Source organism: Vibrio sp. TAP-3B, assembly GCF_057784735.1.
The window spans coordinates 2,780,757-2,805,458 of the sequence record NZ_CM173495.1 but is presented as its reverse complement, the minus strand read 5'-3'; the positions used below and the strand labels follow the sequence as shown (position 1 = coordinate 2,805,458).

General features: G+C 46.1%; 24 protein-coding genes. 11 read left to right on the top strand and 13 right to left on the bottom strand.

Annotated elements, in window-relative coordinates; translation table 11 throughout:
• Positions 1–38: 38 nt before the first annotated feature.
• The 6 genes from lptD to apaH all read left to right on the top strand — a co-directional run bounded on the left by lptD (position 39) and on the right by apaH (position 6,789).
• On the top strand, positions 39–2,384 hold the full coding sequence (lptD, locus tag AC3D28_RS13335; RefSeq protein ID WP_488535036.1) for an LPS assembly protein LptD: 2,346 nt from the start codon (positions 39–41) through the stop codon (positions 2,382–2,384).
• A gap of 58 nt (positions 2,385–2,442) precedes the next feature.
• Positions 2,443–3,726 (top strand): peptidylprolyl isomerase SurA, encoded by a 1,284-nt coding sequence (surA, locus tag AC3D28_RS13330; RefSeq protein ID WP_488535035.1) that lies wholly within the window; start codon positions 2,443–2,445, stop codon positions 3,724–3,726.
• Positions 3,716–4,714 carry a 4-hydroxythreonine-4-phosphate dehydrogenase PdxA gene (gene pdxA / locus AC3D28_RS13325; protein ID WP_488535034.1) on the top strand — a complete coding sequence of 333 codons (999 nt, stop codon included), beginning with the start codon at positions 3,716–3,718 and terminating at the stop codon, positions 4,712–4,714. The genes surA and pdxA overlap by 11 nt, the downstream gene beginning before the upstream one ends.
• Positions 4,711–5,523, top strand: coding sequence for a 16S rRNA (adenine(1518)-N(6)/adenine(1519)-N(6))-dimethyltransferase RsmA (gene rsmA, locus AC3D28_RS13320; protein ID WP_488535033.1), 813 nt, complete (start codon positions 4,711–4,713; stop codon positions 5,521–5,523). The genes pdxA and rsmA overlap by 4 nt, the downstream gene beginning before the upstream one ends.
• Positions 5,524–5,585: 62 nt before the next feature.
• Positions 5,586–5,966, top strand: a complete 381-nt coding sequence (gene apaG, locus AC3D28_RS13315; RefSeq protein ID WP_098416615.1) for a Co2+/Mg2+ efflux protein ApaG — start codon at positions 5,586–5,588, stop codon at positions 5,964–5,966.
• Between the two features lie 16 nt (positions 5,967–5,982).
• On the top strand, positions 5,983–6,789 hold the full coding sequence (gene apaH, locus AC3D28_RS13310) for a bis(5'-nucleosyl)-tetraphosphatase (symmetrical) ApaH (RefSeq protein WP_488535032.1): 807 nt from the start codon (positions 5,983–5,985) through the stop codon (positions 6,787–6,789).
• Positions 6,790–6,861: 72 nt separating this feature from the next.
• Here the strand turns inward: apaH and folA are convergent, their stop codons facing one another.
• The 6 genes from folA to rplU all read right to left on the bottom strand — a co-directional run bounded on the left by folA (position 6,862) and on the right by rplU (position 10,756).
• Positions 6,862–7,344, bottom strand: coding sequence for a type 3 dihydrofolate reductase (gene folA / locus AC3D28_RS13305; RefSeq protein ID WP_488535031.1), 483 nt, complete (start codon positions 7,342–7,344; stop codon positions 6,862–6,864).
• Between the two features lie 9 nt (positions 7,345–7,353).
• Entirely contained in the window at positions 7,354–7,827 is a 474-nt protein-coding gene (locus AC3D28_RS13300) for a threonine/serine exporter family protein (RefSeq protein ID WP_488535030.1), read from the bottom strand.
• A complete protein-coding gene (locus tag AC3D28_RS13295; protein ID WP_488535029.1) occupies positions 7,827–8,627 on the bottom strand; it encodes a threonine/serine exporter family protein in 801 nt (266 codons plus the stop codon). The genes AC3D28_RS13300 and AC3D28_RS13295 overlap by 1 nt, the downstream gene beginning before the upstream one ends.
• 148 nt (positions 8,628–8,775) lie before the next feature.
• A complete protein-coding gene (gene cgtA, locus AC3D28_RS13290) occupies positions 8,776–9,954 on the bottom strand; it encodes an Obg family GTPase CgtA (RefSeq protein ID WP_488535028.1) in 1,179 nt (392 codons plus the stop codon).
• Positions 9,955–10,166: 212 nt separating this feature from the next.
• The gene (gene rpmA, locus AC3D28_RS13285; protein WP_076586054.1) at positions 10,167–10,424 is read right to left on the bottom strand and encodes a 50S ribosomal protein L27; all 258 of its coding nucleotides are present in this window, start codon (positions 10,422–10,424) and stop codon (positions 10,167–10,169) included.
• 20 nt (positions 10,425–10,444) lie between these two features.
• Positions 10,445–10,756 (bottom strand): 50S ribosomal protein L21, encoded by a 312-nt coding sequence (gene rplU, locus AC3D28_RS13280; protein WP_098416621.1) that lies wholly within the window; start codon positions 10,754–10,756, stop codon positions 10,445–10,447.
• A 256-nt stretch (positions 10,757–11,012) separates the two neighbouring features.
• On the opposite strand from rplU, the gene ispB reads away from it, so the two are divergent.
• Entirely contained in the window at positions 11,013–11,984 is a 972-nt protein-coding gene (ispB, locus tag AC3D28_RS13275) for an octaprenyl diphosphate synthase (RefSeq protein WP_143699720.1), read from the top strand.
• Positions 11,985–12,045: 61 nt separating this feature from the next.
• Here ispB and AC3D28_RS13270 read toward each other — a convergent pair whose 3' ends face one another.
• Both AC3D28_RS13270 and mdh read right to left on the bottom strand, forming a co-directional pair.
• Entirely contained in the window at positions 12,046–12,237 is a 192-nt protein-coding gene (locus AC3D28_RS13270) for a hypothetical protein (RefSeq protein WP_488536092.1), read from the bottom strand.
• Between the two features lie 142 nt (positions 12,238–12,379).
• A complete protein-coding gene (gene mdh, locus AC3D28_RS13265; protein WP_488535027.1) occupies positions 12,380–13,315 on the bottom strand; it encodes a malate dehydrogenase in 936 nt (311 codons plus the stop codon).
• A 358-nt stretch (positions 13,316–13,673) separates the two neighbouring features.
• Between mdh and argR the strand changes: the two genes are divergently transcribed.
• The 4 genes from argR (at position 13,674) to AC3D28_RS13245 (ending at position 18,858) form a co-directional block, all read left to right on the top strand.
• The gene (argR, locus tag AC3D28_RS13260) at positions 13,674–14,144 is read left to right on the top strand and encodes a transcriptional regulator ArgR (protein WP_488536091.1); all 471 of its coding nucleotides are present in this window, start codon (positions 13,674–13,676) and stop codon (positions 14,142–14,144) included.
• A 390-nt stretch (positions 14,145–14,534) separates the two neighbouring features.
• A complete protein-coding gene (locus AC3D28_RS13255; protein WP_488535026.1) occupies positions 14,535–15,503 on the top strand; it encodes a TAXI family TRAP transporter solute-binding subunit in 969 nt (322 codons plus the stop codon).
• Positions 15,504–15,796: 293 nt separating this feature from the next.
• The gene (locus tag AC3D28_RS13250) at positions 15,797–18,376 is read left to right on the top strand and encodes a TRAP transporter permease (protein ID WP_488535025.1); all 2,580 of its coding nucleotides are present in this window, start codon (positions 15,797–15,799) and stop codon (positions 18,374–18,376) included.
• Between the two features lie 44 nt (positions 18,377–18,420).
• A complete protein-coding gene (locus AC3D28_RS13245) occupies positions 18,421–18,858 on the top strand; it encodes a universal stress protein (RefSeq protein WP_098416628.1) in 438 nt (145 codons plus the stop codon).
• 85 nt (positions 18,859–18,943) lie between these two features.
• On the opposite strand, the gene thiQ is transcribed toward AC3D28_RS13245, so the two are convergent.
• The 5 genes from thiQ to mpl form a co-directional block, all read right to left on the bottom strand.
• Positions 18,944–19,648, bottom strand: coding sequence for a thiamine ABC transporter ATP-binding protein (gene thiQ / locus AC3D28_RS13240; RefSeq protein ID WP_488535024.1), 705 nt, complete (start codon positions 19,646–19,648; stop codon positions 18,944–18,946).
• Positions 19,648–21,234, bottom strand: coding sequence for a thiamine/thiamine pyrophosphate ABC transporter permease ThiP (gene thiP, locus AC3D28_RS13235; RefSeq protein WP_488535023.1), 1,587 nt, complete (start codon positions 21,232–21,234; stop codon positions 19,648–19,650). Before thiP ends, thiQ begins: the two co-directional genes overlap by 1 nt.
• Positions 21,235–21,275: 41 nt before the next feature.
• A complete protein-coding gene (thiB, locus tag AC3D28_RS13230; protein ID WP_488535022.1) occupies positions 21,276–22,268 on the bottom strand; it encodes a thiamine ABC transporter substrate binding subunit in 993 nt (330 codons plus the stop codon).
• A 281-nt stretch (positions 22,269–22,549) separates the two neighbouring features.
• Positions 22,550–23,185: a flavin prenyltransferase UbiX gene (locus AC3D28_RS13225; protein WP_488535021.1), complete on the bottom strand. Its 636-nt coding sequence runs from the start codon at positions 23,183–23,185 to the stop codon at positions 22,550–22,552.
• Entirely contained in the window at positions 23,178–24,548 is a 1,371-nt protein-coding gene (gene mpl / locus AC3D28_RS13220; RefSeq protein ID WP_488535020.1) for a UDP-N-acetylmuramate:L-alanyl-gamma-D-glutamyl-meso-diaminopimelate ligase, read from the bottom strand. The genes AC3D28_RS13225 and mpl overlap by 8 nt, the downstream gene beginning before the upstream one ends.
• Positions 24,549–24,702: the final 154 nt, after the last annotated feature.

Here is a 24,702-nt window from a genome sequence, read left to right as displayed (position 1 = left end):
AGCCATCAAGTAGTAGTGACACAGGAAAGCTCAATTCAATGCAACATTTCTCCCGCACATTCTTAGCGGCCTCTATCAGCACCGCCTTGTTTGTACCCATCACTCAGGCTGAAGCAAATATCCATGATAGTGTGCAGGAAATGCCCGCCACAGATCAATGTTTGGTCGACACAAGTGGCGAGGAGGATGCTCTTAATGCCCCAGTAGTGGTAGAAGCTGACACCCTGCAAGCCATCAATGGTGACAAAGCTCAGTACTCAGGTAACGTACAAGTCACCCAAGGCAAGAAAAAAATCTCCGCAGATAGCGTAACGCTGCACCAGCAAGACAACGTCGTTGTGGCAGAAGGCAACGTGACCTTCAACGACGGCCAAGTCAACGCTCGCTCTGATCGTGTTACTAATGACATCAATCAAAACACGTTTTCACTTGAGAACACCAATTATCAATTCCTTTGCCAACAAGGCCGAGGAACAGCAGCTTACATAGCTCGCACAGGTCAATCCATTTACGAGCTCGAAGATGGGTCCATCACGTCTTGTCCTCAAGGCGATAATTCGTGGCGTTTAGTCGCTTCGAGTATCGACGTTGATCAAGACGAAGAAACGGCGACGCTTTACCACTCTCGATTTGAAGTGTTAGACGTGCCTATTTTCTACATGCCTTACCTGACCATGCCCATTGGTGACACGCGTAAAACCGGCGTTCTCTTCCCATCTTTGTCTTACGGTTCAAGCGACGGTATGGAAATTGAGGTGCCATTTTATTGGAACATCGCGCCTCAATATGACATGACCTTGACCACGCTCTACATGCAGCAACGTGGGACAAAACTCGACTCTGATTTCCGCTATCTAACCAATGGCTGGGGTAACGGTGAAGTCAAAGGCGAATACCTCAATAGCGATAGAAAATACCAAGACGAGTCTCGTTGGGGCTATCAAGTCAAACACAACGGCATCATCAACAAGCACTGGATAGCCAAAGTTAATTACTCAAAAGTGAGTGATATTGACTATTTTCTCGATCTAGATTCTGATATTGGTAACCGTGAGGATGGCCAACTCGTTCAAGAAGGCCAAGTACAATACCGCTCTGATTTTTGGAACGCCTCTTTAACAGTACGTGACTTCCAAATCCTACTGAAAGAAGAAAACCGCCCTTATCGCCTGCTTCCGCAATTGGACTTAAACTACAACACGCCATTGTGGAGAGACTACCTTAACTTTGACGTGAGCAGCCAAGTCAGTCGCTTTAGTACCAGCGATGCAGCAAGACCCAATGCCACTCGGGTTCATATTGAACCGGGATTAACACTGCCACTTTCCAGCTCATGGGCAAACTGGACGACCGAAGCGCGTGTACTTTCCACATACTACTCTCAAGACTTGACAGGGCTAACGGATGTAAACTTACAAAGCCAATTGGATGACGAAGTTTCTCGTGTGATTCCTGAGTTCCGCACCCATGCGCAACTTTACTTAGAACGAGATACGAGTTGGGTCAAGGGCTACACCCAAACACTGGAGCCTCAACTGCAGTATTTGTATGTACCTGAAGAAGATCAAACCAACATCTATAACTACGATACTACCTTGCTACAAACCGACTACTACGGACTATTCCGCAGTCGTAAGTACAGTGGTATCGATAAAATAGCCTCTGCGAACCAGTTGAGTTACGGTGCGAGTACCCGCTTCTTTGATGATGACTATAAAGAGCGTCTTAATGTCTCATTTGGTCAGATTTACTACTTTGATAAAAAGACCAAACTGAGCAACAGCCCTAACCAACCGGATGAGACAACCAACTACTCTTCGTGGGCAGTTGAAGCAGACTTCAACTATAACGATTACCTGTTCTATCATGGTGGCATTCAATACGACATTGACTTGAGCTCGGTCCAGCTGGCAAACAGCACCTTAGAATATCAATTTAATGATGGCTTTATTCAAGGTAATTATCGTTACGTCACGCGTGAGTACATCGAAGATACGATCATTCTCGAAAACCTCGACACAATCACTCGTAAAGGTATTTCCCAAGCAGGTATTGTAGCGGCCTACGAATTCAATCCTACATGGTCAGCAAGCGGTCAATACTACTACGACCTAAATGAAAACACCGATTTGGAATGGCTCGCTAGCCTGCGTTACCAGTCCGACTGTTGGTACCTCGGTGTTACCTACGCTAACCAACTGTTAGGCTGGGAAAACCAAACCATCGGCAGTAATGGTGCATCACCTGAATACGAAAACAACTTCAGTGTTAACTTCGGTATTCAAGGCTTTGCCACGAATCAACGTGAAGGCACTGCAGTCAAAGAATTGGATGGCTCCGACAACGCGATTAAATATGGCCGCCCATTCTATCTGAACAATTAACCGAATTAAGCGTCTTAAGTTAATAGGATACTTCTTCAAAAATACTACGGAATTTTAAATGAAAATTTGGAAATCAATCTTATTCACGACCCTACTCTCTTGCGGAGCGGTTGCAGCCCCCGTCGAGCTCGATAAGGTAGCGGTCATCGTTAATGACGGCGTGATTCTACAAAGCGACATCAACACGGCGATGAAAACACTGCAAGCCAACGCTCGCCAAAATGGTAACAGCCTCCCCTCCGCAAGTGTGTTGAAAGAGCAAGTGGTCGAGAAGCTGATCATTGACACACTACAAGGCCAAGAGGCCGATCGTATCGGTGTACGTATCGATGATAGCCGTTTAAACCAAGCGATTGCAGAAATCGCACGTAACAATAAACAATCGGTAGAACAGTTAGCGGCTTCCGTTGAAGCAGAAGGATTAAGTTACCCGGAATTTCGCGAACAAATTCGCAAGGAAATCGCTGCATCAGAAGCGCGTAATGCACTTGTGCGTCGCCGCATTAATATTCTGCCAGCTGAAGTAGATAACCTTGCTGAACAACTGTCAAAAGAAACCAATGCAACGGTTCAATACAAAATAGCCCATATTCAGCTGCGCTTCTCTGACGACAAAGAAAAATCTGCTGTAGAAGCAGAAGCAAAAGCGCTCGCGAAAAAGCTCAATGAAGGTGCGGATTTTACTGAAATGGCGTATACCTACTCGAAAGGCCCAAAAGCACTGCAAGGTGGCGACTGGGGCTGGATGCGTAAGGAAGAGATGCCAACCATCTTTGCCGACCAAATCAACATGCAGAATAAAGGCAGCATCATCGGTCCATTCCGCAGCGGTGTCGGCTTCCATATCCTAAAAATTGACGATGTGAAAGGTTTGGAAACGGTAGCAGTCACCGAAGTCAACGCTCGCCACATTTTGATCAAGCCAACGGTCATTTTAAGTGATGAAGGGGCGAAGAAGCAGTTAAACGAATTTGTACGTCGCCTCAACGCAGGTGAAGCAACCTTTGCTCAACTTGCCTCTCAGTACAGCCAAGACCCAGGCTCAGCAGCGCAAGATGGAGAGCTTGGTTACCAAACGCCTGATCTTTATGTGCCAGAATTTAAGCATCAAGTAGAAACGTTGCCGGAAGGCACAATCAGTGAACCGTTCAAAACCGTTCACGGCTGGCATATCGTTGAAGTGTTGGACCGCCGTCAAGTCGACCGAACCAACTCGGCGATGAAAAATAAGGCCTACCGTATGCTCTTTAACCGTAAATTTAATGAAGAAGCCGGAGCATGGGTACAGGAGTTACGCGCCAGTGCGTTTGTTGAAATCGTGGATGACAACAATGACAACTAATTCAATTCGAAGAATTGTCGTGACCGCAGGCGAACCTGCGGGAATCGGCCCCGACTTAGTGCTTGCTCTATCTAAGGAAGACTGGGCACACCAAATTGTCGTCTGTGCAGATAAAAACATGCTCATGGAACGTGCCAAAATACTGGGTATCGATGTTCAATTCTCTGATTACAATGCAGAAGAAGAACCGAAAGCACAGAAAGCGGGCACACTTATCGTTGATCATGTTCAGATAGCAGAAGATACTGTTGCGGGACAACTCAATGAAGCCAACGGCCACTATGTGCTAAAAACGCTAGAAAGAGCCGCTTTGGGCTGTATGAATGATGAATTTGATGCTATTGTCACCGGTCCTGTGCACAAGGGGGTGATTAATCGCGCCGGCGTTGCGTTCAGTGGTCATACTGAATTCTTTGCCGAAAAGTCTAAAACGCCGTTAGTTGTGATGATGCTAGCGACAGAAGGACTGCGTGTCGCGCTTGTTACTACGCATATCCCTTTGGCATATGTGTCAAAAGCCGTCACAGAACAGCGATTAGAAAAAATCATTGAGATTCTTCATAACGACCTCGTAGAAAAGTTTGCCATCGCGCAACCAAACATCTACGTTTGCGGGCTAAACCCCCATGCAGGCGAAGATGGCTGTTTAGGTCATGAAGAGATCACAACCATCACTCCGACACTGGTCAAAATTCGACAAGAAAAAGGGTTCAACCTGATCGGCCCGTTGCCGGCAGATACCATTTTCAATGAAAAGTATTTAAACGATGCTGATGCTGTATTAGGCATGTACCACGACCAAGTTTTGCCCGTATTAAAATACAAAGGCTTTGGTCGCTCCGTTAACATTACTCTTGGTCTACCTTTTATTAGAACATCGGTAGATCATGGTACTGCATTAGATCTTGCAGGGACAGGTCAAGCGGATACAGGAAGTTTCCGAACAGCGCTCACGCATGCGATAGAATTGGTAGAGAAGAAACAATGAGAAATGATGTCCATTTAGGACACAAAGCGCGTAAACGTTTTGGTCAAAACTTCCTGAGCGATCCATACATTATTGATGGTATCGTATCAGCAATTAACCCTAGACCAGGTCAGAACTTGGTTGAGATCGGCCCTGGACTTGGTGCAATTACCGAACCAGTTGGTCGTGAAGTTGACAAGTTCACCGTTATTGAACTAGACCGCGATCTAGCTGAACGTCTACGCAATAATCCAGAACTGGCAGACAAGCTGACCATTCATGAAGGCGATGCTATGCATTTTGACTTCACTCAACTGGTACAGCCAAATAATAAGCTACGTATTTTCGGTAACTTGCCATACAACATCTCCACGCCGTTGATGTTCCACTTATTTGAATTCCATAAAGACATTCAAGATATGCACTTTATGCTTCAAAAAGAAGTGGTTAACCGCTTAGCAGCAGGCCCTGGTAGCAAAACTTACGGTCGTCTAACGGTCATGGCTCAGTACTATTGTAAAGTCGTGCCCGTTCTGGAAGTGCCACCGACGGCATTCATACCGCCACCGAAAGTGGACTCAGCGGTTGTGCGCCTAGTCCCATACGAGGAACTGCCATACCCTGCAAAAGATCTACGTTTGTTAGATCGCGTTTGCCGAGAAGGCTTTAACCAACGTCGTAAGACGATTCGCAACTGCTATAAATCCCTATTAAGCACAGAAGTGTTAGAAGAACTGGGCATCAACCCAAGTATGCGTCCAGAGAACCTGACACTGCAACAATTCGTCGCTATGGCGAACTGGCTCGCGGACAACCCGCAACAAAAGTAACTCATAATAATAAGCCAACCCCCTCCGGCTTGGCTTATTGCTTAGTTTATCGAGGAGTGCACATGGACGTCATTCAACCTTGTATCAAAATTCAAGTTCACACCAAATATATTAAAGAACAGTCCAACCCTGAGCTACAACGCTACGTTTTCGCTTACATCATCACCATCAAAAACCTCAGTCAGCAAACCGTACAACTGGTTAGCCGTCACTGGCTGATCTCAGACTCTAACGGTAAACAAATGACCGTAGAAGGTGAAGGTGTGGTGGGCCAGCAACCCTTTATCCCAGGCAATGATGAATACACTTACAGCAGCGGAACAGCGCTAGAAACCCCCGTCGGGGTGATGCAAGGACACTACAAAATGCTGGATGAACAAGGGCAAGAGTTCATCACCGAAATTGAACCGTTTCGTATGGCTGTTCCAAACGTATTAAATTAATAAGATTGGAGAATCAGTGGCTACTTATATTGTTGGTGACATCCAAGGTTGCTTTGATGAACTGCAGCAACTGTTAAAACAAGTATCTTTCTCCGCGAAAAACGACCAACTTTGGCTCGCTGGCGATCTGGTCGCTAGAGGCCCAAAGTCACTTGAAACTTTACGTTTCGTCAAAGCATTAGGCGACAGTGCTCAAGTCGTTCTCGGTAACCATGATCTGCACCTACTCTCCGTGGCTCATGGGTTTAAAAAACTCAAAGACAAAGACAAAACAGCGCCTATTTTCTCCGCACCGGACAAGGAAGAATTACTGGCTTGGTTAGCTCGGCAACCGCTTTTAGCTGAGCATGATGACTTTGTGATGTGTCACGCTGGCATTTCTCCTCAGTGGGACTTAATAACCGCTCGAGAATGTGCACGTGAAGTCGAAAAGATAATCCAAAGCAGTAACTTGCCTTGGCTACTTAAGAACATGTACAGCAACCAACCTAATTATTGGGATCATTCTCTGCAGGGGCTGGATAGATACCGCTACATCATCAATACCTTTACACGGATGCGTTTCTGTTATCTAGACGGCCGTTTAGACATGGAATGCAAGTTACCACCGCAACAGGTTTCGGATAACGAGCTGATCCCATGGTTTGATGTACCTCAGCGAATTCACTTAAATAAAGCGGTGCTATTTGGTCATTGGGCTGCGCTACAAGGTCATATAGATGATGAGATCATAGGTTTAGATACAGGTTGTGTGTGGGGCGGAAACCTGACCATGATCCGTTGGGAAGATAAGAAAATCTTTACTCAAGAAGCACTAAATTAATAATGAGCCCTTTCGATAAACAAAAGCACCGTATTCGCGGTGCTTTTTTGTTATATCCGATGATTTTTCTGACTATTGCTTTTCTAACACAGTAAAACGCATGCTGTAGGCATTCTTCTCATCCGCTTGATACGTTTCTGAGTAGGTTTCCTTAAACTTATCTCCCCAGTCAGGGAACTGAGTATCACCATCAATAGCTGCTTCAATGTGTGTTACATACAGTTTATTGGCCATCGGCAAACAAGCTGCGTAAATCGCCCCCCCACCAATGATCATCACTTCTTCCACGTCACCAGCCACTTCCAGAGCTTGCTCAATCGATGTGACGGTAGTAACGCCTTCGATCTTCAGTGTCTCATCACGGCTGATAACAATATTCAAGCGACCAGGTAAAGGGCGACCAATAGACTCATAGGTTTTGCATCCCATCACAACCGGTTTTCCCATGGTACAACGCTTAAACCAAGCGAAATCGGCTGGAAGATGCCAAGGCATTTGATTGTCTTTGCCAATGATGCGATTGTCGGCCATCGCGGCAATCATACTAATGATCATGTTAGGTCCTTATACAATAGGTCTGCGGCGATAGAATAACAGCCCTGGAACAGCAAGACCAACAGCTAAACCTGCAATAATAAACATGGCTTTAAGAAAATTTTCCATGCAAGTCGCGACAAGCTCTGGAGAGTAACCTAGGTGGTTTATTTCAACCATCGCTATCATCGCTTTGTAAGCAAAAACACCAGGCACCATTGGGATCAATGCTGCGACGGTAAAGACTTTTGGGTGTGCAAGGAAGCGATGAGACCAATACACGCCGATCATTCCAACTAGCGTCGCGGCAAAAAAGGTCGCCCACTCAATAGGAATACCAAACTGCATCATCAAATAACGGCTGCCGTGCCCAACCGCGCCGCCAACAGCGCAATACACTAAAGCTCTTTGTGGCACGTTAAAAACCAGTGCAAATCCAACCGCGGGAATCGCAGCAAAAAGCATGTCATTCAACAGGCCAAGCATCAAATCAAACAAGCTCATTAGATTGCCCACCCCCAAATTCCAGTAACACTCATCGCAGCAACGATGCCCAAACACGTCGCCAACGTCAGTAAGCTGGCCATGACAAAACGTGCTATGCCCATGTTAATGTGTCCTTTGAGCATGTCCGCGACTGCGTTGATTAATGGAAAGCCAGGAACCAGCATCAAGACTGAAGATGCCATCGCCACGGTAGGTAAATTACCAATTTCATAAATCACCGCTTGTGCCGAAATTAAGGTGGTGACAAACGCAGTCGCTGCAAAGTTGAGCAAAGGATTGAAATGACGATGGCCGATCTCCTGACGAACAACCATTCCGCCAGCAGACGCGAAGAAAGTCATGATGAACACGCCCCAATCGCCACCAGCTAAATGACTGAATGCGGCACATGATAATCCAATCATGAATACGACCAACCAGCGGTTATAGCGCTCCGGACTGATAGTGTTGAGTTTTTTCTGCGCCATCGATGCGTCCAATAATCCACGCTCCATCATAATGCAAATACGCTGAATTTGAGTAATAACGCGCATATTTATGCCGCGGTCGGCACAACTTCGCGTGGTCGTAATGCAGTGATCATCCATTACAGTCGTAACGACTAAAGCATTCGCTGACAAAGCGACTGCCACTTCATTAACGCCACAAGCCAAGCCAATACGACGCATAATATCGCTGACCAGTGTACTTTCGGCACCATGCGCCAAGAGCATTTGTCCGGCTTGTGCCACAAGGCGAGAAATGGATCGTTGATTTGACACCGCCAACTCTTCTGCCTGTATGATTTCTAGAGTCATAGATACGTCTAATTCCTTTTAGGGTCTACATTACCCATAATTGTGCCGTAAATCACACCATCGAATTATGATTAGATACAAAAAAAGCCGCAATATCTATTGCGGCTTAATGAATTATATCCAAACAGGCATTATTTTATGGTAACGATTAGTCACGAACATAGACAACATGACCGTCATCTTCTTCATCATCCCAGTCATCATCATCGTCAACATCGTCATCTTCGGTAATAACGTTTTTGCCTGCCATTGCATCTTTATGGTAGTCATCCCACATAAAGTTAACTTTGTCTTCTTCAGCAACTTCTTCTTCTTCACGAGGAAGGTTATCCATAAAGTCTGCCAATTTGTAGCAGAGCTCTTTAGTGCCCTTACGAGTGAGTGCCGAAATCTTAAAGTACTCGTCTTCCCAGCCTAGCGCGTCTAAGATTTCTTGGATCTGCTCATTCGCTTCTTCTTCAGGCATGAGATCAACTTTGTTGAATACTAACCAACGTGGTTTGCTTGCTAGTTTTTCGCTGTACTGCTCTAGCTCATCAATGATCGTGAGTGCATTCTTTACCGGATCTGATTGATCTATCGGCATGATATCAATCATATGCAGTAATACACGGCAACGTTCGAGGTGCTTCAAGAAACGAATACCTAGACCAGCACCATCGGCAGCACCCTCTATTAAACCAGGGATATCAGCGACAACAAAGCTTTTCTCTGGAACAACACTAACCACACCTAAGCTTGGGATCAGCGTTGTAAATGGGTAATCAGCAACTTTTGGCTTTGCTGCAGAAACGGCACGAATAAACGTCGATTTGCCCGCATTCGGCAAGCCCAACATACCAACGTCAGCAAGTAGCAGCAGCTCAAGACGAATTTCACGCACTTCACCTTTCGTCCCCAAAGTTCTCTGACGAGGCGCTCGGTTTACTGAAGACTTGAAACGTGTATTCCCAAGACCGTGCCAACCGCCTTTAGCGATCATCACTTTCTTGCCGTGTTCTGCTACTTCAGCAACAATTTCATTCGTGTGGATATCGACAGCACGAGTACCGACTGGAACGCGTAACACAATATCTTTACCCCGTTTACCAGTACAGTTTCCGCCACGACCGTTTTCCCCACGCTCCGCTTCATAGAAGCGCTGAAAACGGTAATCAATCAAAGTATTTAGGTTTTCATCAGCTTGGATGTAAACATCACCACCATCACCACCATCACCACCATCAGGACCACCTTTAGTGATGAATTTTTCACGCCAGAAACTTATAACGCCACTACCGCCGTCACCAGCCTGAACTTTTACTACCGCTTCATCTACGAACTTCATCTTTTACTCCGACTACTTCGTGCGTGGATTAAATCTACCTTGTCATCCGACAATCTTAGCAGATGACAGATCTAAGCTACCTACTCGAACACTTAATTCCGTGAAAGGCGAGAAACTTCGATATGTCGACTGCCATAAATAAAAAACCCCGCCAATTCGGCAGGGCTTTTGAATTCAGCTTAAAGCTATTAAGTAACTTAGTTAAATACTAATTACTCAGCTTCGATACTAACAAACTTACGGTTCTTAGGACCTTTCACTTCGAACTTCACTTTGCCTTCAGCAAGAGCGAATAGAGTGTGGTCTTTACCGATACCTACATTGTTACCAGCGTGGAATTTAGTACCACGTTGACGCACGATGATGTTACCTGCTAGTACAGATTCACCACCGAAGCGCTTAACACCAAGGCGTTTGCTTTCTGAATCGCGGCCGTTACGAGTAGAACCACCAGCTTTTTTGTGTGCCATTGTTAAACTCTCCTAATAGATTAAGCGTTGATACCAGTGATCTTCACTTCAGTGAACCACTGACGGTGACCTTGTTGCTTACGAGAGTGCTTACGACGACGGAACTTAACGACTTTAATTTTATCGCCACGACCGTGTTGTACAACTTCAGCAACAACTTTGCCGCCCTCTAGAAGAGGAGCACCAACTTTGATGTCTTCGCCGTTAGCAACAAGAAGAACTTTATCAAATTCTACAGTTGCACCAGTTTCAACGTCTAATTTCTCTAAACGAAGAGTTTGACCTTCGCTTACACGGTGTTGTTTACCACCAGATTGGAAAACAGCGTACATATTTTACTCCGCTTTTTCCGCACAGCCTTTCTTGAGGGTGTGCGCTTAACTAATCATCAATAGGGCGCAGATTCTACAGAATAGACGTTCCCATGACAAGCCATATTTTTAAAAAGTTGGCGAAAAGCTAATCGCCAAACAAAAGTGCGGCAATCATGCCCTTTAGTAATGTATTAATCAACGTTTTTTAGTGTATTATCCCACAATTATATAAATCGAATAAGCCTTGCAGGGTCTAACTTCAGCCGGATATACGATGGATTTTAAAACTATCCAAGCGCTTACTGCCGATGACATGGCAAAAGTGAATGAAACAATTCAAGCCCAACTAAATTCTGATGTCTCTTTAATCAACCAACTCGGTTTCTACATCGTGAGTGGTGGAGGCAAGCGTTTAAGACCGCTACTCGCGATACTGTCTGCCCGCGCACTTGGTTACCAAGGCAGCGGTCATACAATGGCAGCAGCGTTTATTGAGTTCATCCATACAGCAACTTTGCTGCATGATGATGTCGTAGACGAATCAGATATGCGCCGCGGTAAAGCAACAGCAAATGCAGCCTTTGGCAATGCTGCGAGCGTACTCGTTGGGGACTTTATCTATACTCGTTCATTCCAAATGATGACCGAGTTAGGATCAATGAAGATCCTTAAACTTATGAGCAACGCCGTCAACGTGATCGCAGAAGGTGAAGTGCAGCAATTAATGAACTGCAATAACCCTGACACGACAGAAGAAAGTTACATGCAAGTCATCTACTCAAAGACGGCACGCTTATTTGAATCCGCCACTCAGATTGGCGCAATCTTAAATAGTGCACCAGAACATGTAGAAATCTCGATGCAGAATTACGGTAAGTATCTTGGCACCGCCTTTCAGCTTATTGATGATGTGATGGACTATGCGTCTGATGATGACGACATGGGCAAAAATGCTGGTGACGATTTAGCGGAAGGTAAACCAACCCTGCCTTTGCTTCATGCGATGCGTAACACCACGCCAGAAAATTCACTCATGATTCGTGAAGCAATTGAAAAAGCCAATGGTATGGATCGTTTGGAAGACATTCTTGCGGTCATGAAAGAGGCTGGCTCTTTGGAGTACACAACGCAGAGAGCGTTAGAAGAAGCAGACAAAGCTATCGCGGAGCTGGATGTTCTGCCTGAGTCTGAATACAAACAAGCACTGATTACTTTGGCCCACGTCGCGGTAAGACGCACAAAATAACTTGTGTGCCTAGTAAACAAAAAAGGAAGAGTAACTCTTCCTTTTTTGTGTCAGTATCACTCTAGTAGTATCTATAAGAGCTACCATGTAATTGTGGGTCATCCTCAATTTCATCAAAACTGACGGCTACCTGCTGATCAGAGCCTTGTTTCGACAACAAAACAGTCTCCGCTTCGTAGTCCACAACCAGTATCGTCCCTACTCCTTGTTGACACTCAACAACCATGCCTTTACGGATTCGACTTGCTTCCATCATCTTCTCCCTAACAATGTTGTCTTACCAGCCTTTTTACGATTATGAAAAACGAAAGATCAAAAAAAACCGATCATTTTGATCGGCTTTCTTTATCGCATATCTTATTAGGCGTACTTTTGCTTATTTGGCGAACTTTTGCTTATTTGGCGAACTCAACACCAATCTTTATGTCGCCATTAAGTGTTTCTAGCATACCGTCTAGTGCAGACTTTTCGTAGTCACTCAACTTACCGTAGCTTAAGACTTCTTCTACACCTTCTTTACCTAGTTTCACAGGTTGCGCGAAGTAAGTCGCATGTTCACCGTCGCCTTCAACGTATGCGCATTCAACCACGCCTTCTTCACCTTGTAGAGCGCGAACCAGAGACAGACCAAAACGACATGCAGCTTGGCCCATAGATAGTGTTGCACTACCACCACCCGCTTTCGCTTCTACCACTTCAGTACCAGCGTTTTGAATACGTTTCGTTAAGGCTTCTACTTCTTCCACGGTAAACTCCACACCTTCCACTTGAGACAGTAGAGGTAGGATCGTTACGCCAGAGTGACCACCAATAACAGGTACGCGAATGTCACCTGGATCTTTGTCTTTTAGCTCAGCAACGAAGGTTTCTGAACGGATAACGTCTAGTGTCGTAATACCAAACAAACGACGTTTGTCGTAAACGCCCGCTTTTTTTAGCACTTCAGCGGCGATCGGTACCGTTGTGTTTACAGGATTAGTGATGATACCCACACAGGCTTTCGGACAAACAACCGCAATCTTCTCAGCTAAAGATTTAACGATGCCCGCATTTACATTAAATAGATCCGCACGATCCATACCAGGCTTACGCGCAACACCGGCAGAAATCAGCACAACATCCGCACCTTCTAGTGCAGGAGTAGGATCTTCACCAGCGTAACCTTTGATAGAAACGGGCGTCGGGATGTGACTAAGATCGGCAGCCACACCTGGGGTTACTGGAGCAATATCATATAGGGCTAAATCAGAACCAGCAGGAAGACGGTTCTTAAGTAGAAGGGCCAGGGCCTGACCGATGCCGCCAGCGGCACCAATAACGGCTACTTTCATGTAGTTCTCCTTGAGAGTATTTCTCTTATAAACGTATTCGTAGGGTAGTTTGTAACCAACTGAAATAAAGCTATCGGAATCACAACTTGATTACAATCAATTAACGCCAGCTTTGCGACCTCGCGCAACTCGCTGATGTCGTACGACAAATGGAACTTGGATTATTCTTTTATTATGTTGAAATGGAAAGAAATTCAGCTGAATAACACGAGAAGCTGTAACTATATTTGAAGGGTATCATTCCATTCATGATTTACAGTGATATAACTAACATAATGTCGGGACTTTTGGCACTTTATGAATATATATGCGAGAATATGCAAAATTGCTGACCCGTAATAAGAGACTTATAATGACTATGCGCAATTCAGAAAAACAAGACCACTTGGTCCGCGCCTTTAAAGCCCTGCTAAAAGAAGAAAGCTTTGGCTCACAAGGTGAAATTGTTGATGCTCTAAAACACCAAGGGTTCGAGAGCATTAACCAATCTAAAGTTTCTCGTATGCTGACGAAGTTCGGTGCTGTTCGTACGCGTAATGCGAAAATGGAAATGGTGTATTGCCTGCCAGCAGAATTGGGCGTTCCAACGGTAAGCAGTTCCCTACGTGAACTGGTTTTAGACGTCGATCATAACGCAGCATTAGTGGTTATCCACACAGGCCCAGGTGCCGCACAGCTGATCGCTCGTTTACTCGACTCATTAGGTAAATCTGAAGGTATTCTCGGTGTTGTGGCTGGTGATGATACCATTTTCATTACCCCTACGATGCCAATCACTACAGAACAATTATTCAACTCTGTCTGTGAGTTGTTCGAATACACAGGCTAAGCCAGTTAATATCTTTTATGGGGCTATGAAAGTAATCACACTTTGTAGCCCATGAATTATGTAAATTTTTTGCTTAAGGCGGTCACTATCTAACCTGCACTTGTGTGATTAACATCACGCAATTGATTTTTTCCACTTCTGCCCCCAACGATACTTAAGTAACTGTTTAAAAACGATTAAAATAAAAACCCAACATTATCCCCCATCGCAAGCTTCAGACTTATCAACTATAACATTTAACAAATGGATAATTTTCTGCCAATTTTTTGTTATGATTCGCTCGCTTTTTCAAACAATTGGATTGGAAAAGATGCCGTTTCCAGAGAGGAAACTCCAGAAGTGATTTATGGTTATTTCCGGGTAAATAATGAATATAAGGAAGGGAAATTCATGGCATTTAACAAGCTTCTCAAAGTAGGCGCTATCGCCGCAGCTGTAATGGGTGCAGGCGCAGTTAACGCTCAAGAGTTTATTACTATCGGTACTGGCTCTGTTACAGGTGTTTACTACCCTACTGGTGGTGCTATCTGTAAGTTAGTCAATAAAGGTCGTAAAGAACACAACATCCGTTGCTCAGTAGAATCGACTGGCGGCTCCATTTACAACGTTAATACTATGCGTGCTGGCGAACTAGATTTTGGTATCGTGCAATCGGATTGGCAATACCATGGCTACAACGGTACGAGTAAGTTTGCGGAACAAGGCCCGTACAAAAGACTGCGTGCCATGTTCTCTCTTCATACAGAACCTTTCAACATCATCGCACGCACTGACTCAGGCATTGAGAACGTGGAAGACCTTAAAGGCAAACGTGTAAACATCGGTAACCCTGGCTCTGGTGACCGTGCAACCATGGGCGTTGTCATGCAAGCAATGGGCTGGACCAACGACAGCTTTAAACTTGCTTCAGAACTAAAAGGATCTGAACGCTCTCAAGCACTTTGTGACAACAAAATTGACGCGTTCATATACATGGTGGGTCACCCGAATGGTTCCATTAAAGAGGCAACCACCTCTTGTGATGCTAAGTTAGTTTCTGCTACTGGAGCAAAAATCGATAAAATTGTTGCAGATAACCCTTATTACGCGTTCAGCACAGTACCTGCAGACATGTACCGCGGCACAGACAAAGACGTAAACAGCTTTGGTGTAGCGGCAACAATGATAACAACAGCTGATGTTTCAGATGACGTGGCATACAATGTAGCAAAAGCAGTATTCGAAAACTTCGATACGTTCAAACGCCTACACCCGGCATTTGCAAACCTGAAAAAAGAAGACATGGTGAAAGCGGGTCTTTCAATTCCTCTTCACCCAGGTGCGGAAAAGTACTACAAAGAAATGGGCTTAATTAAGTAACGCCCACAGCCCCAAATTCAGGCAGAAACAGATGGTTTTCTGCCTGTTTTAACATCCAATTTGTAGCCAGTTATGGCAGCACGCTTTCATTCGTCAGTTTTCCTCTGAGAATTGAGAGCTCATACCCAAGAAAAACGTTTACGCCGCCAATCAGAGTTTCTCGTTAATCAACACTTTGAGTTCAGGCAGCAAATACTCGAAAGCAAGCTTCGCTCCGTTCACTACACTGATAGAGGCGAAGTGTGGTTCTCGATAAAAATCCGACAGGACCATCAATAATAAGGAAAAAGTACATGGCGACGAATCAAACTCCGTCACAAGATGTGCAAGAAATGGTGGCTCAGGCAGATACAGGTGCACGCAGCCCATCGGGTATGCAAGGGCGAATCCTCTGGTTTGTTCCTCTGTGTTGGTCACTATTTCAATTATGGTACGCCTCCCCGCTACCATTTATTTTTAATTTCGGCGTACTGAACGACACGGAAGCGCGATCAATTCATTTAACTTTCGCGATCTTTTTAGCTTTCACCGCTTACCCCGCACTGAAGAATTCTCCACGCGATAATATCCCGCTCGTTGACTGGGTGCTCGCTCTGGCTGGTAGCTTTTCTGCGGCCTATATTTACCTTTTCTATACTGAGCTTGCTGGACGCTCTGGCGCGCCAACCACTGCAGACATTATTGTAGCCGTTATTGGTATGGTGCTCCTTTTAGAAGCCACACGTCGTGCTCTCGGGCCCCCTCTCATGGTGGTGGCTGCGGTATTCCTCACTTACACCTTTGCAGGCCCTTACATGCCGGATGTCATCGCACACAAAGGGGCAAGCTTAAACAAAGCGATGTCGCATTTGTGGCTGACGACGGAAGGGGTATTTGGTGTCGCATTAGGCGTATCGACCTCTTTCGTATTCCTATTCGTACTGTTTGGTGCAATGCTCGAGCGTGCGGGTGCTGGCGCTTACTTTATTAAGGTTGCCTTTTCCCTACTCGGTCATATGAAGGGAGGACCAGCCAAAGCTGCGGTTGTTGCATCAGGATTATCAGGACTGGTTTCAGGCTCTTCTATCGCCAACGTCGTCACTACTGGTACCTTTACTATTCCATTGATGAAACGGGTTGGCTTTCCGGGAACCAAAGCGGGTGCGGTCGAAGTTGCAGCTTCAACTAATGGGCAGTTAACACCACCCATCATGGGAGCCGCCGCGTTTTTGATGGTGGAGTACGTCGGTATCTCTTATGTTGAAGTCATCAAAGCGGCACTACTTCCCGCTCTGATTTCTTACATCGCTTTGATTTACATTGTTCACCTTGAAGCATGTAAAGCAGGCATGACGGGGCTTCCTCGTCGCCACACTCCTACACTGGTACAAAGTCTGTTGTCATTTACAGGCACCATCTTAGGACTGGGTGTGCTCAGTGCGCTGGTTTATTACGGTGTTGGCTGGACCAAAGATGTCTTTGGTGATGCCGCAACGCCAATCGTCACGGTCGCTCTACTCATCGCTTATGTGGGCTTGGTCAAGATCTCGGCAAATCACGCAAAAGATGGTGCAATAGACATTGATGCAGAGCTAACAGAAGTGCCCGATCCAGGTCCTACTGTAAAATCTGGCCTGCACTTTCTACTCCCAATCGTGGTACTTGTATGGTGCTTAACCGTTGAACGATTCTCGCCGGGTTTATCGGCATTCTGGGCAACGGTGTTCATGATTTTCATTTTGCTAACCCAGCGTCCATTAATTGCGCTGCTCTCAAAGCAGGGCGACATGGTTGAACAAACCAAAAATGGTTTTGTTGATCTCGCCGAAAGTTTGGTGTCTGGTGCTCGTAATATGATTGGTATTGGTGTCGCAACAGCGGCAGCTGGTACCGTCGTTGGTGTAGTAACACTAACCGGCATCGGTTTGGTTATGACGGATTTCGTTGAGTTCATTTCCGGCGGTAGCATTATTCTCATGCTTCTTTTTACTGCGATTATCAGTTTAATCCTCGGAATGGGTCTACCTACCACGGCAAACTACATCGTCGTATCCACGCTCATGGCTCCCGTTATCGTCACCCTTGGTGCTGCGCATGGTCTGATCATCCCGCTCATTGCCGTCCATTTATTCGTGTTCTATTTCGGTATCTTGGCTGACGATACCCCTCCTGTGGGTTTAGCCGCGTTTGCCGCAGCAGCGATAGCAAAATCGGACCCAATCCGCACTGGTATCCAAGGCTTTACCTACGATATTCGAACCGCGATTTTGCCATTTATGTTCGTGTTCAATACCCAACTACTCTTAATGGGAATTGACTCTTGGTGGCACTTAGCGCTGACGATTATTTCTTCCATTATCGCCATGCTGATTTTCTCTGCTGCAACGCAGGGATGGTGGTTTACACGTAATAAATGGTGGGAAACGATCCTATTATTAGTTCTGACATTTTCATTCTTCCGTCCAGGCTTCTGGTGGGACATGCTGTACCCAGCGAAAGTTCTTTCTCCTGGGGTTGAGATAGCTCAAATCACGGACAACCTAAATGTAGGAGAATCCATAGAGCTACGTGTTGGCGGTGAGAACTTAGAGGGTGACTATATCGAGAAAACGGTGCGCCTCCCGTTTGATGATGACGCCACGACAGCGGAAGAACGCATTTCTTCAATGGGTCTAATGCTGACCGAAAGCGACAACAAAATGATTGTCGATATGGTCGAGTTTGGTAGCCCGGCAGAGTCTGCAGGTATCGACTTTGACTGGGAGATCAAGTGGGTAATACAAGATGCCGCTCGTCCAATGAAAGAATGGGTATTTGTACCGTGCTTAATGATTTTGCTGGTACTTGCCATGAACCAAAAACGTCGTGCTCGCAAGGAACAACTGAGCGCATAACCGATTTGGCCCCGAGGATAAGGGGCCTTAATGAGAGACATTGAATGTACAAACAAATTCTTGTTCCGGTTGATCTAAATGACCAAGGCTTTTCGGACCGAGCTGTTGAGCTAGCCGTTTGGCAGGCTAAGCAAGCGAATGCGGAAATTCATCTGTTGACCGTTTTACCCGGTATTCACATGTCGATGGTCGCGAGCTATTTTCCAAAAGACGCGGCAATGAAAATGAAGCAAGACGTAAAACAGCAACTTAAAACATTCGCCAATGAACACATCGATGAAGATGTTATTTATAAGGTACACGTTGCCGAAGGGAAAGCTTACGCGACAATTCTTGATTATGCGGAGCGTTTAGGGGCGGATCTTATCATCATGCCAAGTCACAAACGCTCGAAAATCAACAAAGTGATGCTTGGCTCGGTCGCCAGTAAAGTGGTGGAATACTCTCCCATCAACGTAATGGTGGTGAAGCCTCAAAACTAGTTCTCGTATGAGACAGCTAACTAAAAAGCGCAGAAAAATAACAAGGTTGACGTGAACGTCAACCTTCTCCCTACGTCTAAAAACCTCATCCGGCAGCGCGAACAAACGCTTGTAACGCTTCACTCGGGTGCGATACCTTTAGCTCATCGAGCACGCCTCTCGCTTCGACTTTACCATCAACAACAAACGCAAAATGACTCGCTATGGCTCGCGCATCACTCAAATGATGCGTGACCATCAAAACCGTGATACACCGTTCATTTGCCAGTCGCTTTACTAACGCCAACATCTCTTCACGTAATACTGGATCCAAAGCAGAAAACGGCTCATCCAACAACCAGATAGGATGCGCCTGTACAAAACATCGCGCTAAAGCAACCCGTTGACGTTGACCGCCAGATAAGTGTTCAGGCAAACGGTCAAGATACTCCGTGACTCCCACTTGCTGCGCCGCTTGCTCAACCTGGCGCACTTGATCTGCCGTGAGTTTGAGCCCCGGCTGCAAACCTAAACCAATATTGTCACGCACCGATAAGTGAGCGAACAAATTGTGCTCCTGAAATAACATCGAGAAAGGACGCTGATAAGGCGCGTGGTGAATAATCGATTCACCATCGACGCGAATGTCGCCTTGGTCTGGATGTATAAACCCAGCCACCAAAGCCAGCAACGTCGACTTTCCCGCTCCACTCGGCCCCATCAGCGACACTATCTGACCTTGCTCAATGGTTAAGTCAAAACGAAACAGTTCACGTTGGTAGGTATACTGCACATCATCCAACACTAACATTACGCTCTCTCCTTCGTTTTCAATACTTGCTCTATCAGCGCAAAACAGCCCACACTCAACAACAACAAGGTCACCGATACCACCGCTGCCGCTTCCATCTGATAGCTGCCAAGCAACTGGAATAAATACAGAGGTAAAGTGCGGAACTCTTGTCCGCCAAACAATGCGATGGCACTTAAATCGCCAATCGCAAACATAAAGCTAATCGCAAACGCATGTGCGAATGGCTTGCGCAGCGCTTGCCACTCCACCACCTTAAACCGTTGCCAGCCACGCATGCCTAAGCTGGCACATACATACTGATATTGCTGCTCAATGTGCAGCATTGGTTGTGCCAGCGTTTTAATCACGTAAGGCAAAGCCATCAAACCATTCACCAAAATCACGACAAAGAACGCCAAGCTAAAAACATCGGTAAATGATCGCAGTAGTAAGAATAACCCGGTGCTAATCACCAAACCTGGCGTGACCAATATAATGGTGCCAATCAACTCAATCTGATCGGCGCGAGTGTTCTTATATTGCAGACGCCAGCGGCGACTGGTCAACAATATGGACACGCCCGCAGCGACCGCAAGCGCACTGGCTAACCCTGCAACTTTGAATGAGTTAGATAACGCAGACCAAAAACGTTCATCAGTTAACACCGTCCAAACCTGTTGATTAATGCCACTCAATAACACCATCAATAACGGCGGTATTACCAGTAAAAAGGCACCTATGATCCAAAAGCCATCCCAAGCTTTTGACCACCGATGATCCTTCGTTAAATATTGCTGTACCGATGTGCTGCCAGCGCTGATAGAAACAGGCTTCGTTAACTTCTGCACTCCAATTGCGATCAGTCCACACAACAGCATCTGCCACAGCGCTAACAACGCTCCGGCTTGCAAATCAAAATCAAACTTAATCGCTTGGTAGATAGCCAATTCAATAGTGGTCGATTTAGGTCCACCACCCAGCGCCATCACCGTCGCAAAACTGGTGAAGCACAACATAAAAACTAACCCGCTGACGTGCGGCAATTGCTGTCTTAACCGCGGCCACTCCACCCAACGAAACTTATTCCAATGGCTCATACCTAGATGCGCGCAAAGTTTATGTTGCTCCGCAGGAATGGACTCCAAGGCTTGCAACAGCAAGCGTGCCGCGTAAGGTAAATTAAAGAACACATGGGCAAGTAAAATGCCGTTCAAACCGTAAATAGAGAATGGCAGTTTGCTATCGAAACTTTGTAGCCACTGCGCCAACAAACCGCTGTTGCCATAAATCGCTAAGAGCCCGAAAACGCCAACCAACACCGGCAGAACCAGCGTCGATGCAAATAGCTTAAGCAGTAATGATTTACCCCAAAATTGGCGACGCGAAAGTGCATGTGCAACCGGAATGGCGAAGCCTACACTGAGCAATGTGGAGAGAAACGCTTGGTAGAAGCTAAACTTAGTGACATGTTGATAATACGGATCGTCCCATACCACAGACACATCAAGTGAAGGAGCTTGAACAATCAAAGCACCGAGGGCAGAAATAACAAAGGTCGCGATGATCATCGCGACCCCTAAACCTATTTTTGGAACAGAATTCAAAGGTAAAACCTATCTCATTCAGATGAGGGTTGGAACGTCAGCTAAAACGTCAGTGCGCTTTGCCATTCACGAATCCAAGACTTACGCATTTTTGCCACTTCATCAGCACTAAAGCTCAACGACTTGCTTGGAACGCTCAAGGTTTCAAAACCTTTAGGTAACTCAACGTCAGTGACTGGGTACATCCAGTTGCCCGTTGGCATCGCCGATTGAAACTCATCACTTAAAATGAAATTCATAAACTGATCAGCGAGTTCTGAATTTTTTGATCCTTTCACTTTGGCGGCTACTTCAACTTGCATGTAGTGGCCTTCCGCAAAATTCGCCGTCGCAAACTTTGAATCGTTTTCCGCAATCAAGTGGTACGCAGGTGATGTGGTGTAAGAAAGCACTAAATCTGACTCGCCATTTAAGAACATGGAATACGCTTCAGACCACCCTTTGGTTACCGTAACCGTTTTATTCGCCAGCTTCTGCCACGCTTGCGTCACGTCATCACCATAGATGGATTTCATCCACAGCATCAAGCCTTGGCCCGGCGTTGACGTACGCGGATCTTGATAAATCACTTTCAAATCGTCGCGCGCTTCCACCAGCTCTTTCATGCTTTTCGGCGGATTAGCCAGTTTCTCTTTGTTGTACACAAACGCAAAATAACCGTAGTCGTACGGGACAAATGTGTTGTCATTCCAGCCGTTTGGCAGCACCGTGTTGGCCGTATCCACATTGTGCTCGACAAGCAGACCGGTTTTCTTCGCTTCGGCCATCAGGTTGTTATCCAAACCTAACACGATGTCAGCCTTGCTATTTCCGCCTTCAAGACGAAGACGATTCAGGATCGACACACCATCGTCCAGTGCCACAAAGTTAACGTCACAACCACATTTTGCTTCGAATGCTTGCTCGATTTTAGGACCGGGACCCCAGTCAGCAGCAAAAGAGTCATAAGTATAGATGGTTAAGGTTTTTTTATCAGCTAAGGCTGACGCAGAAACAATTGCCGCTAAGGCAATCAAACTAGAAGTGGTTTTCACTGCTCGCTCTCCATGAGTATTTCAAAGAAATAAGTTGAGCGGCACAGGCTTGAGGTGGCTATTAAGGACTTCCAATATCCAGACTCAATTCCTACGCCAGCATTATCTGGTTCAGGTAATACGGGTCCCCGCCTGCGTAACAAGGTTAAGCAATTAGGTCTCAGCGTCCACACGCATTGATACTGCCAATGCAAAATGGTTTAGCTCCCCGATGAGTTCGATGAATTGTATACCCAATTCACCTAGAAATGCTAGGTTTCGCGAGATAGCTCAGGAATCAATTACGAACGTTGATCATAACCCCAACGCGGCACTAAGCCTTGCTCAATGCCAAGGTGATCCAGAATTCTCGCCACCATAAAGTCAACTAAATCTTCAATACGCTTGGGTTGATGATAAAAGCCTGGCGCCGCAGGCATGATGGTCACGCCCATTTGCGATAATTTGTGCATATTCTCTAAGTGCAGCGTCGAAAAGGGGGTTTCACGTACCACGAGCAGTAACTGACCGCGCTCTTTCATCACCACGTCAGCGGCGCGCTCAATCAAATTATCCGACATACCATGCGCGATCGCCGCAACACTGCCTGCTGAACATGGGCAAACCACCATTTGCTTGGGTGCCGCAGAGCCAGACGCTACCGGCGAAAACCAATCGTCTTTACCACAAACGGTGATGTTATTTGAGTCACAATTGAGATGTTCCACCAGCGCTTGCTTTGCAGCTTCGGGGCCGCTTGGCAGCTTAAGGTTGTGTTCGGTTGCCATCACCACACGCGCCGCCGAAGAGATCAGCACGTAAACGTGGTAATCCGCCGCGACTAAACATTCGAGAAGACGGAGGCCATAAGGCGCGCCAGACGCCCCCGTTAGAGCCAAAGTAATGGCTTTTTTGGTTGGTTGCTGTTTGTTATGCATAAAAATCAGACTTTTTGTTTAGTTGCTCGATAAGCTTATCGTGAATACCGCCAAAACCACCATTACTCATTACTAGAATTTGGTCGCCTTTACTTGCACGCTCCACGATTTTAGACACCAGTTTATCTATATCAGCATCCACAAAAGCTGGCTGCTGGCACTGATCGGCAATGTCTTGAACGGACCATTCAATACTATCTGGCTGGAAGAGGAACACTTCGTCAGCATTGTGCAGCGAATCCGCGAGTGCATTATTGTGAACACCACGTTTCATCGTGGCAGAGCGAGGTTCTAACACAGCAAAAATACGTTGCTTGCCTACCTTGTTACGCAAACCGCCGACGGTGAGTTCAATCGCCGTCGGGTGATGAGCAAAATCATCGTAAACCGTGATGCCTTGCGCTTCACCTTTTAACTCCAAGCGGCGCTTAGTATTGATGAAGCGACCAAGAGCCTGACAAGCTAAATCCGGTGTCACACCAACGTGTCGCGCCGCAGCAATCGCCATTAAGGCGTTATCGACGTTGTGATCACCAACGAGATCCCATTCAACAGTGCCCACTTTTTTGCCTTGCAGAGCAACGTCGAATTTTGAACCATCGGCCACCAACTTGTCCGTTTGCCAGTCACCGCCAACACCCGAAAACTGCTCTTCTGTCCAACAGCCACGTTCAAGTACATCCGTCAACGCCGGATCTTGCTTCGGCGCCAAAATCAAACCATTGCCCGGCACGGTTCGTACCAAATGGTGAAACTGGCGCTTAATCGCTTCAAGATCATCGAAGATGTCAGCATGATCGAACTCAAGGTTATTCATGATCAAAGTGCGAGGGTGGTAATGCACAAACTTAGAACGCTTATCGAAAAAAGCACTGTCATATTCGTCCGCTTCAACAACAAAAAACATGCTTTCACCCAAACGCGCAGAGACACCAAAGTTGCCCAGTACCCCACCGACTAGGAAACCAGGTTGATAACCACAATCTTCCAGTATCCACGCTAGCATGCTCGACGTAGTGGTTTTACCGTGTGTCCCCGATACCGCTAACACCCAACGGTCGTGCAGCAAAAACTCGTTCAGCCACTGCGGACCAGAGGTATAGCGCATGTTGGTATTGAGTACATGTTCGACACACGGATTACCACGACTCATCGCATTGCCGATCACCACAAGGTCTGGTTGAGGGTCAAGCTGAGACGGGTCGAAGCCTTCAATTATTTCAATACCTTGAGACTCTAGCAGTGTACTCATCGGTGGATAAACGTTGGCATCAGAGCCTGTGACTTTATGCCCTAGCTGACGCGCTAAAATTGCAGCGCCGCCCATAAACGTGCCACAGATACCCAAGATATGAATGTGCATAAACGAAACCTTGTAATGCGTTCTTTAATGCCTTCATTATCGCGATCATGACCAGAAAAGCGAGTGACTTTAGCCTTCTTCTTGCCGTCCCTTTCACAAATATGACAAGGTTGAACACAGAGTGTACAACCTCTTACTTAATGATGAGCCCACC

Coding starts and splice junctions, on each gene's coding strand:
- rpmA (WP_076586054.1), bottom strand. CDS start 10,424: ATGGCACACAAAAAAGCTGGTGGTTCTACTCGTAACGGCCGCGATTCA.
- AC3D28_RS13255 (WP_488535026.1), top strand. CDS start 14,535: ATGGCATTTAACAAGCTTCTCAAAGTAGGCGCTATCGCCGCAGCTGTA.
- thiQ (WP_488535024.1), bottom strand. CDS start 19,648: ATGTTAGTGTTGGATGATGTGCAGTATACCTACCAACGTGAACTGTTT.
- AC3D28_RS13245 (WP_098416628.1), top strand. CDS start 18,421: ATGTACAAACAAATTCTTGTTCCGGTTGATCTAAATGACCAAGGCTTT.
- argR (WP_488536091.1), top strand. CDS start 13,674: ATGCGCAATTCAGAAAAACAAGACCACTTGGTCCGCGCCTTTAAAGCC.
- AC3D28_RS13225 (WP_488535021.1), bottom strand. CDS start 23,185: ATGCATAACAAACAGCAACCAACCAAAAAAGCCATTACTTTGGCTCTA.
- pdxA (WP_488535034.1), top strand. CDS start 3,716: ATGACAACTAATTCAATTCGAAGAATTGTCGTGACCGCAGGCGAACCT.
- AC3D28_RS13270 (WP_488536092.1), bottom strand. CDS start 12,237: ATGGAAGCAAGTCGAATCCGTAAAGGCATGGTTGTTGAGTGTCAACAA.
- mdh (WP_488535027.1), bottom strand. CDS start 13,315: ATGAAAGTAGCCGTTATTGGTGCCGCTGGCGGCATCGGTCAGGCCCTG.
- mpl (WP_488535020.1), bottom strand. CDS start 24,548: ATGCACATTCATATCTTGGGTATCTGTGGCACGTTTATGGGCGGCGCT.
- rsmA (WP_488535033.1), top strand. CDS start 4,711: ATGAGAAATGATGTCCATTTAGGACACAAAGCGCGTAAACGTTTTGGT.
- folA (WP_488535031.1), bottom strand. CDS start 7,344: ATGATCATTAGTATGATTGCCGCGATGGCCGACAATCGCATCATTGGC.
- rplU (WP_098416621.1), bottom strand. CDS start 10,756: ATGTACGCTGTTTTCCAATCTGGTGGTAAACAACACCGTGTAAGCGAA.
- lptD (WP_488535036.1), top strand. CDS start 39: ATGCAACATTTCTCCCGCACATTCTTAGCGGCCTCTATCAGCACCGCC.
- apaG (WP_098416615.1), top strand. CDS start 5,586: ATGGACGTCATTCAACCTTGTATCAAAATTCAAGTTCACACCAAATAT.
- cgtA (WP_488535028.1), bottom strand. CDS start 9,954: ATGAAGTTCGTAGATGAAGCGGTAGTAAAAGTTCAGGCTGGTGACGGC.
- AC3D28_RS13295 (WP_488535029.1), bottom strand. CDS start 8,627: ATGACTCTAGAAATCATACAGGCAGAAGAGTTGGCGGTGTCAAATCAA.
- AC3D28_RS13300 (WP_488535030.1), bottom strand. CDS start 7,827: ATGAGCTTGTTTGATTTGATGCTTGGCCTGTTGAATGACATGCTTTTT.
- AC3D28_RS13250 (WP_488535025.1), top strand. CDS start 15,797: ATGGCGACGAATCAAACTCCGTCACAAGATGTGCAAGAAATGGTGGCT.
- ispB (WP_143699720.1), top strand. CDS start 11,013: ATGGATTTTAAAACTATCCAAGCGCTTACTGCCGATGACATGGCAAAA.
- surA (WP_488535035.1), top strand. CDS start 2,443: ATGAAAATTTGGAAATCAATCTTATTCACGACCCTACTCTCTTGCGGA.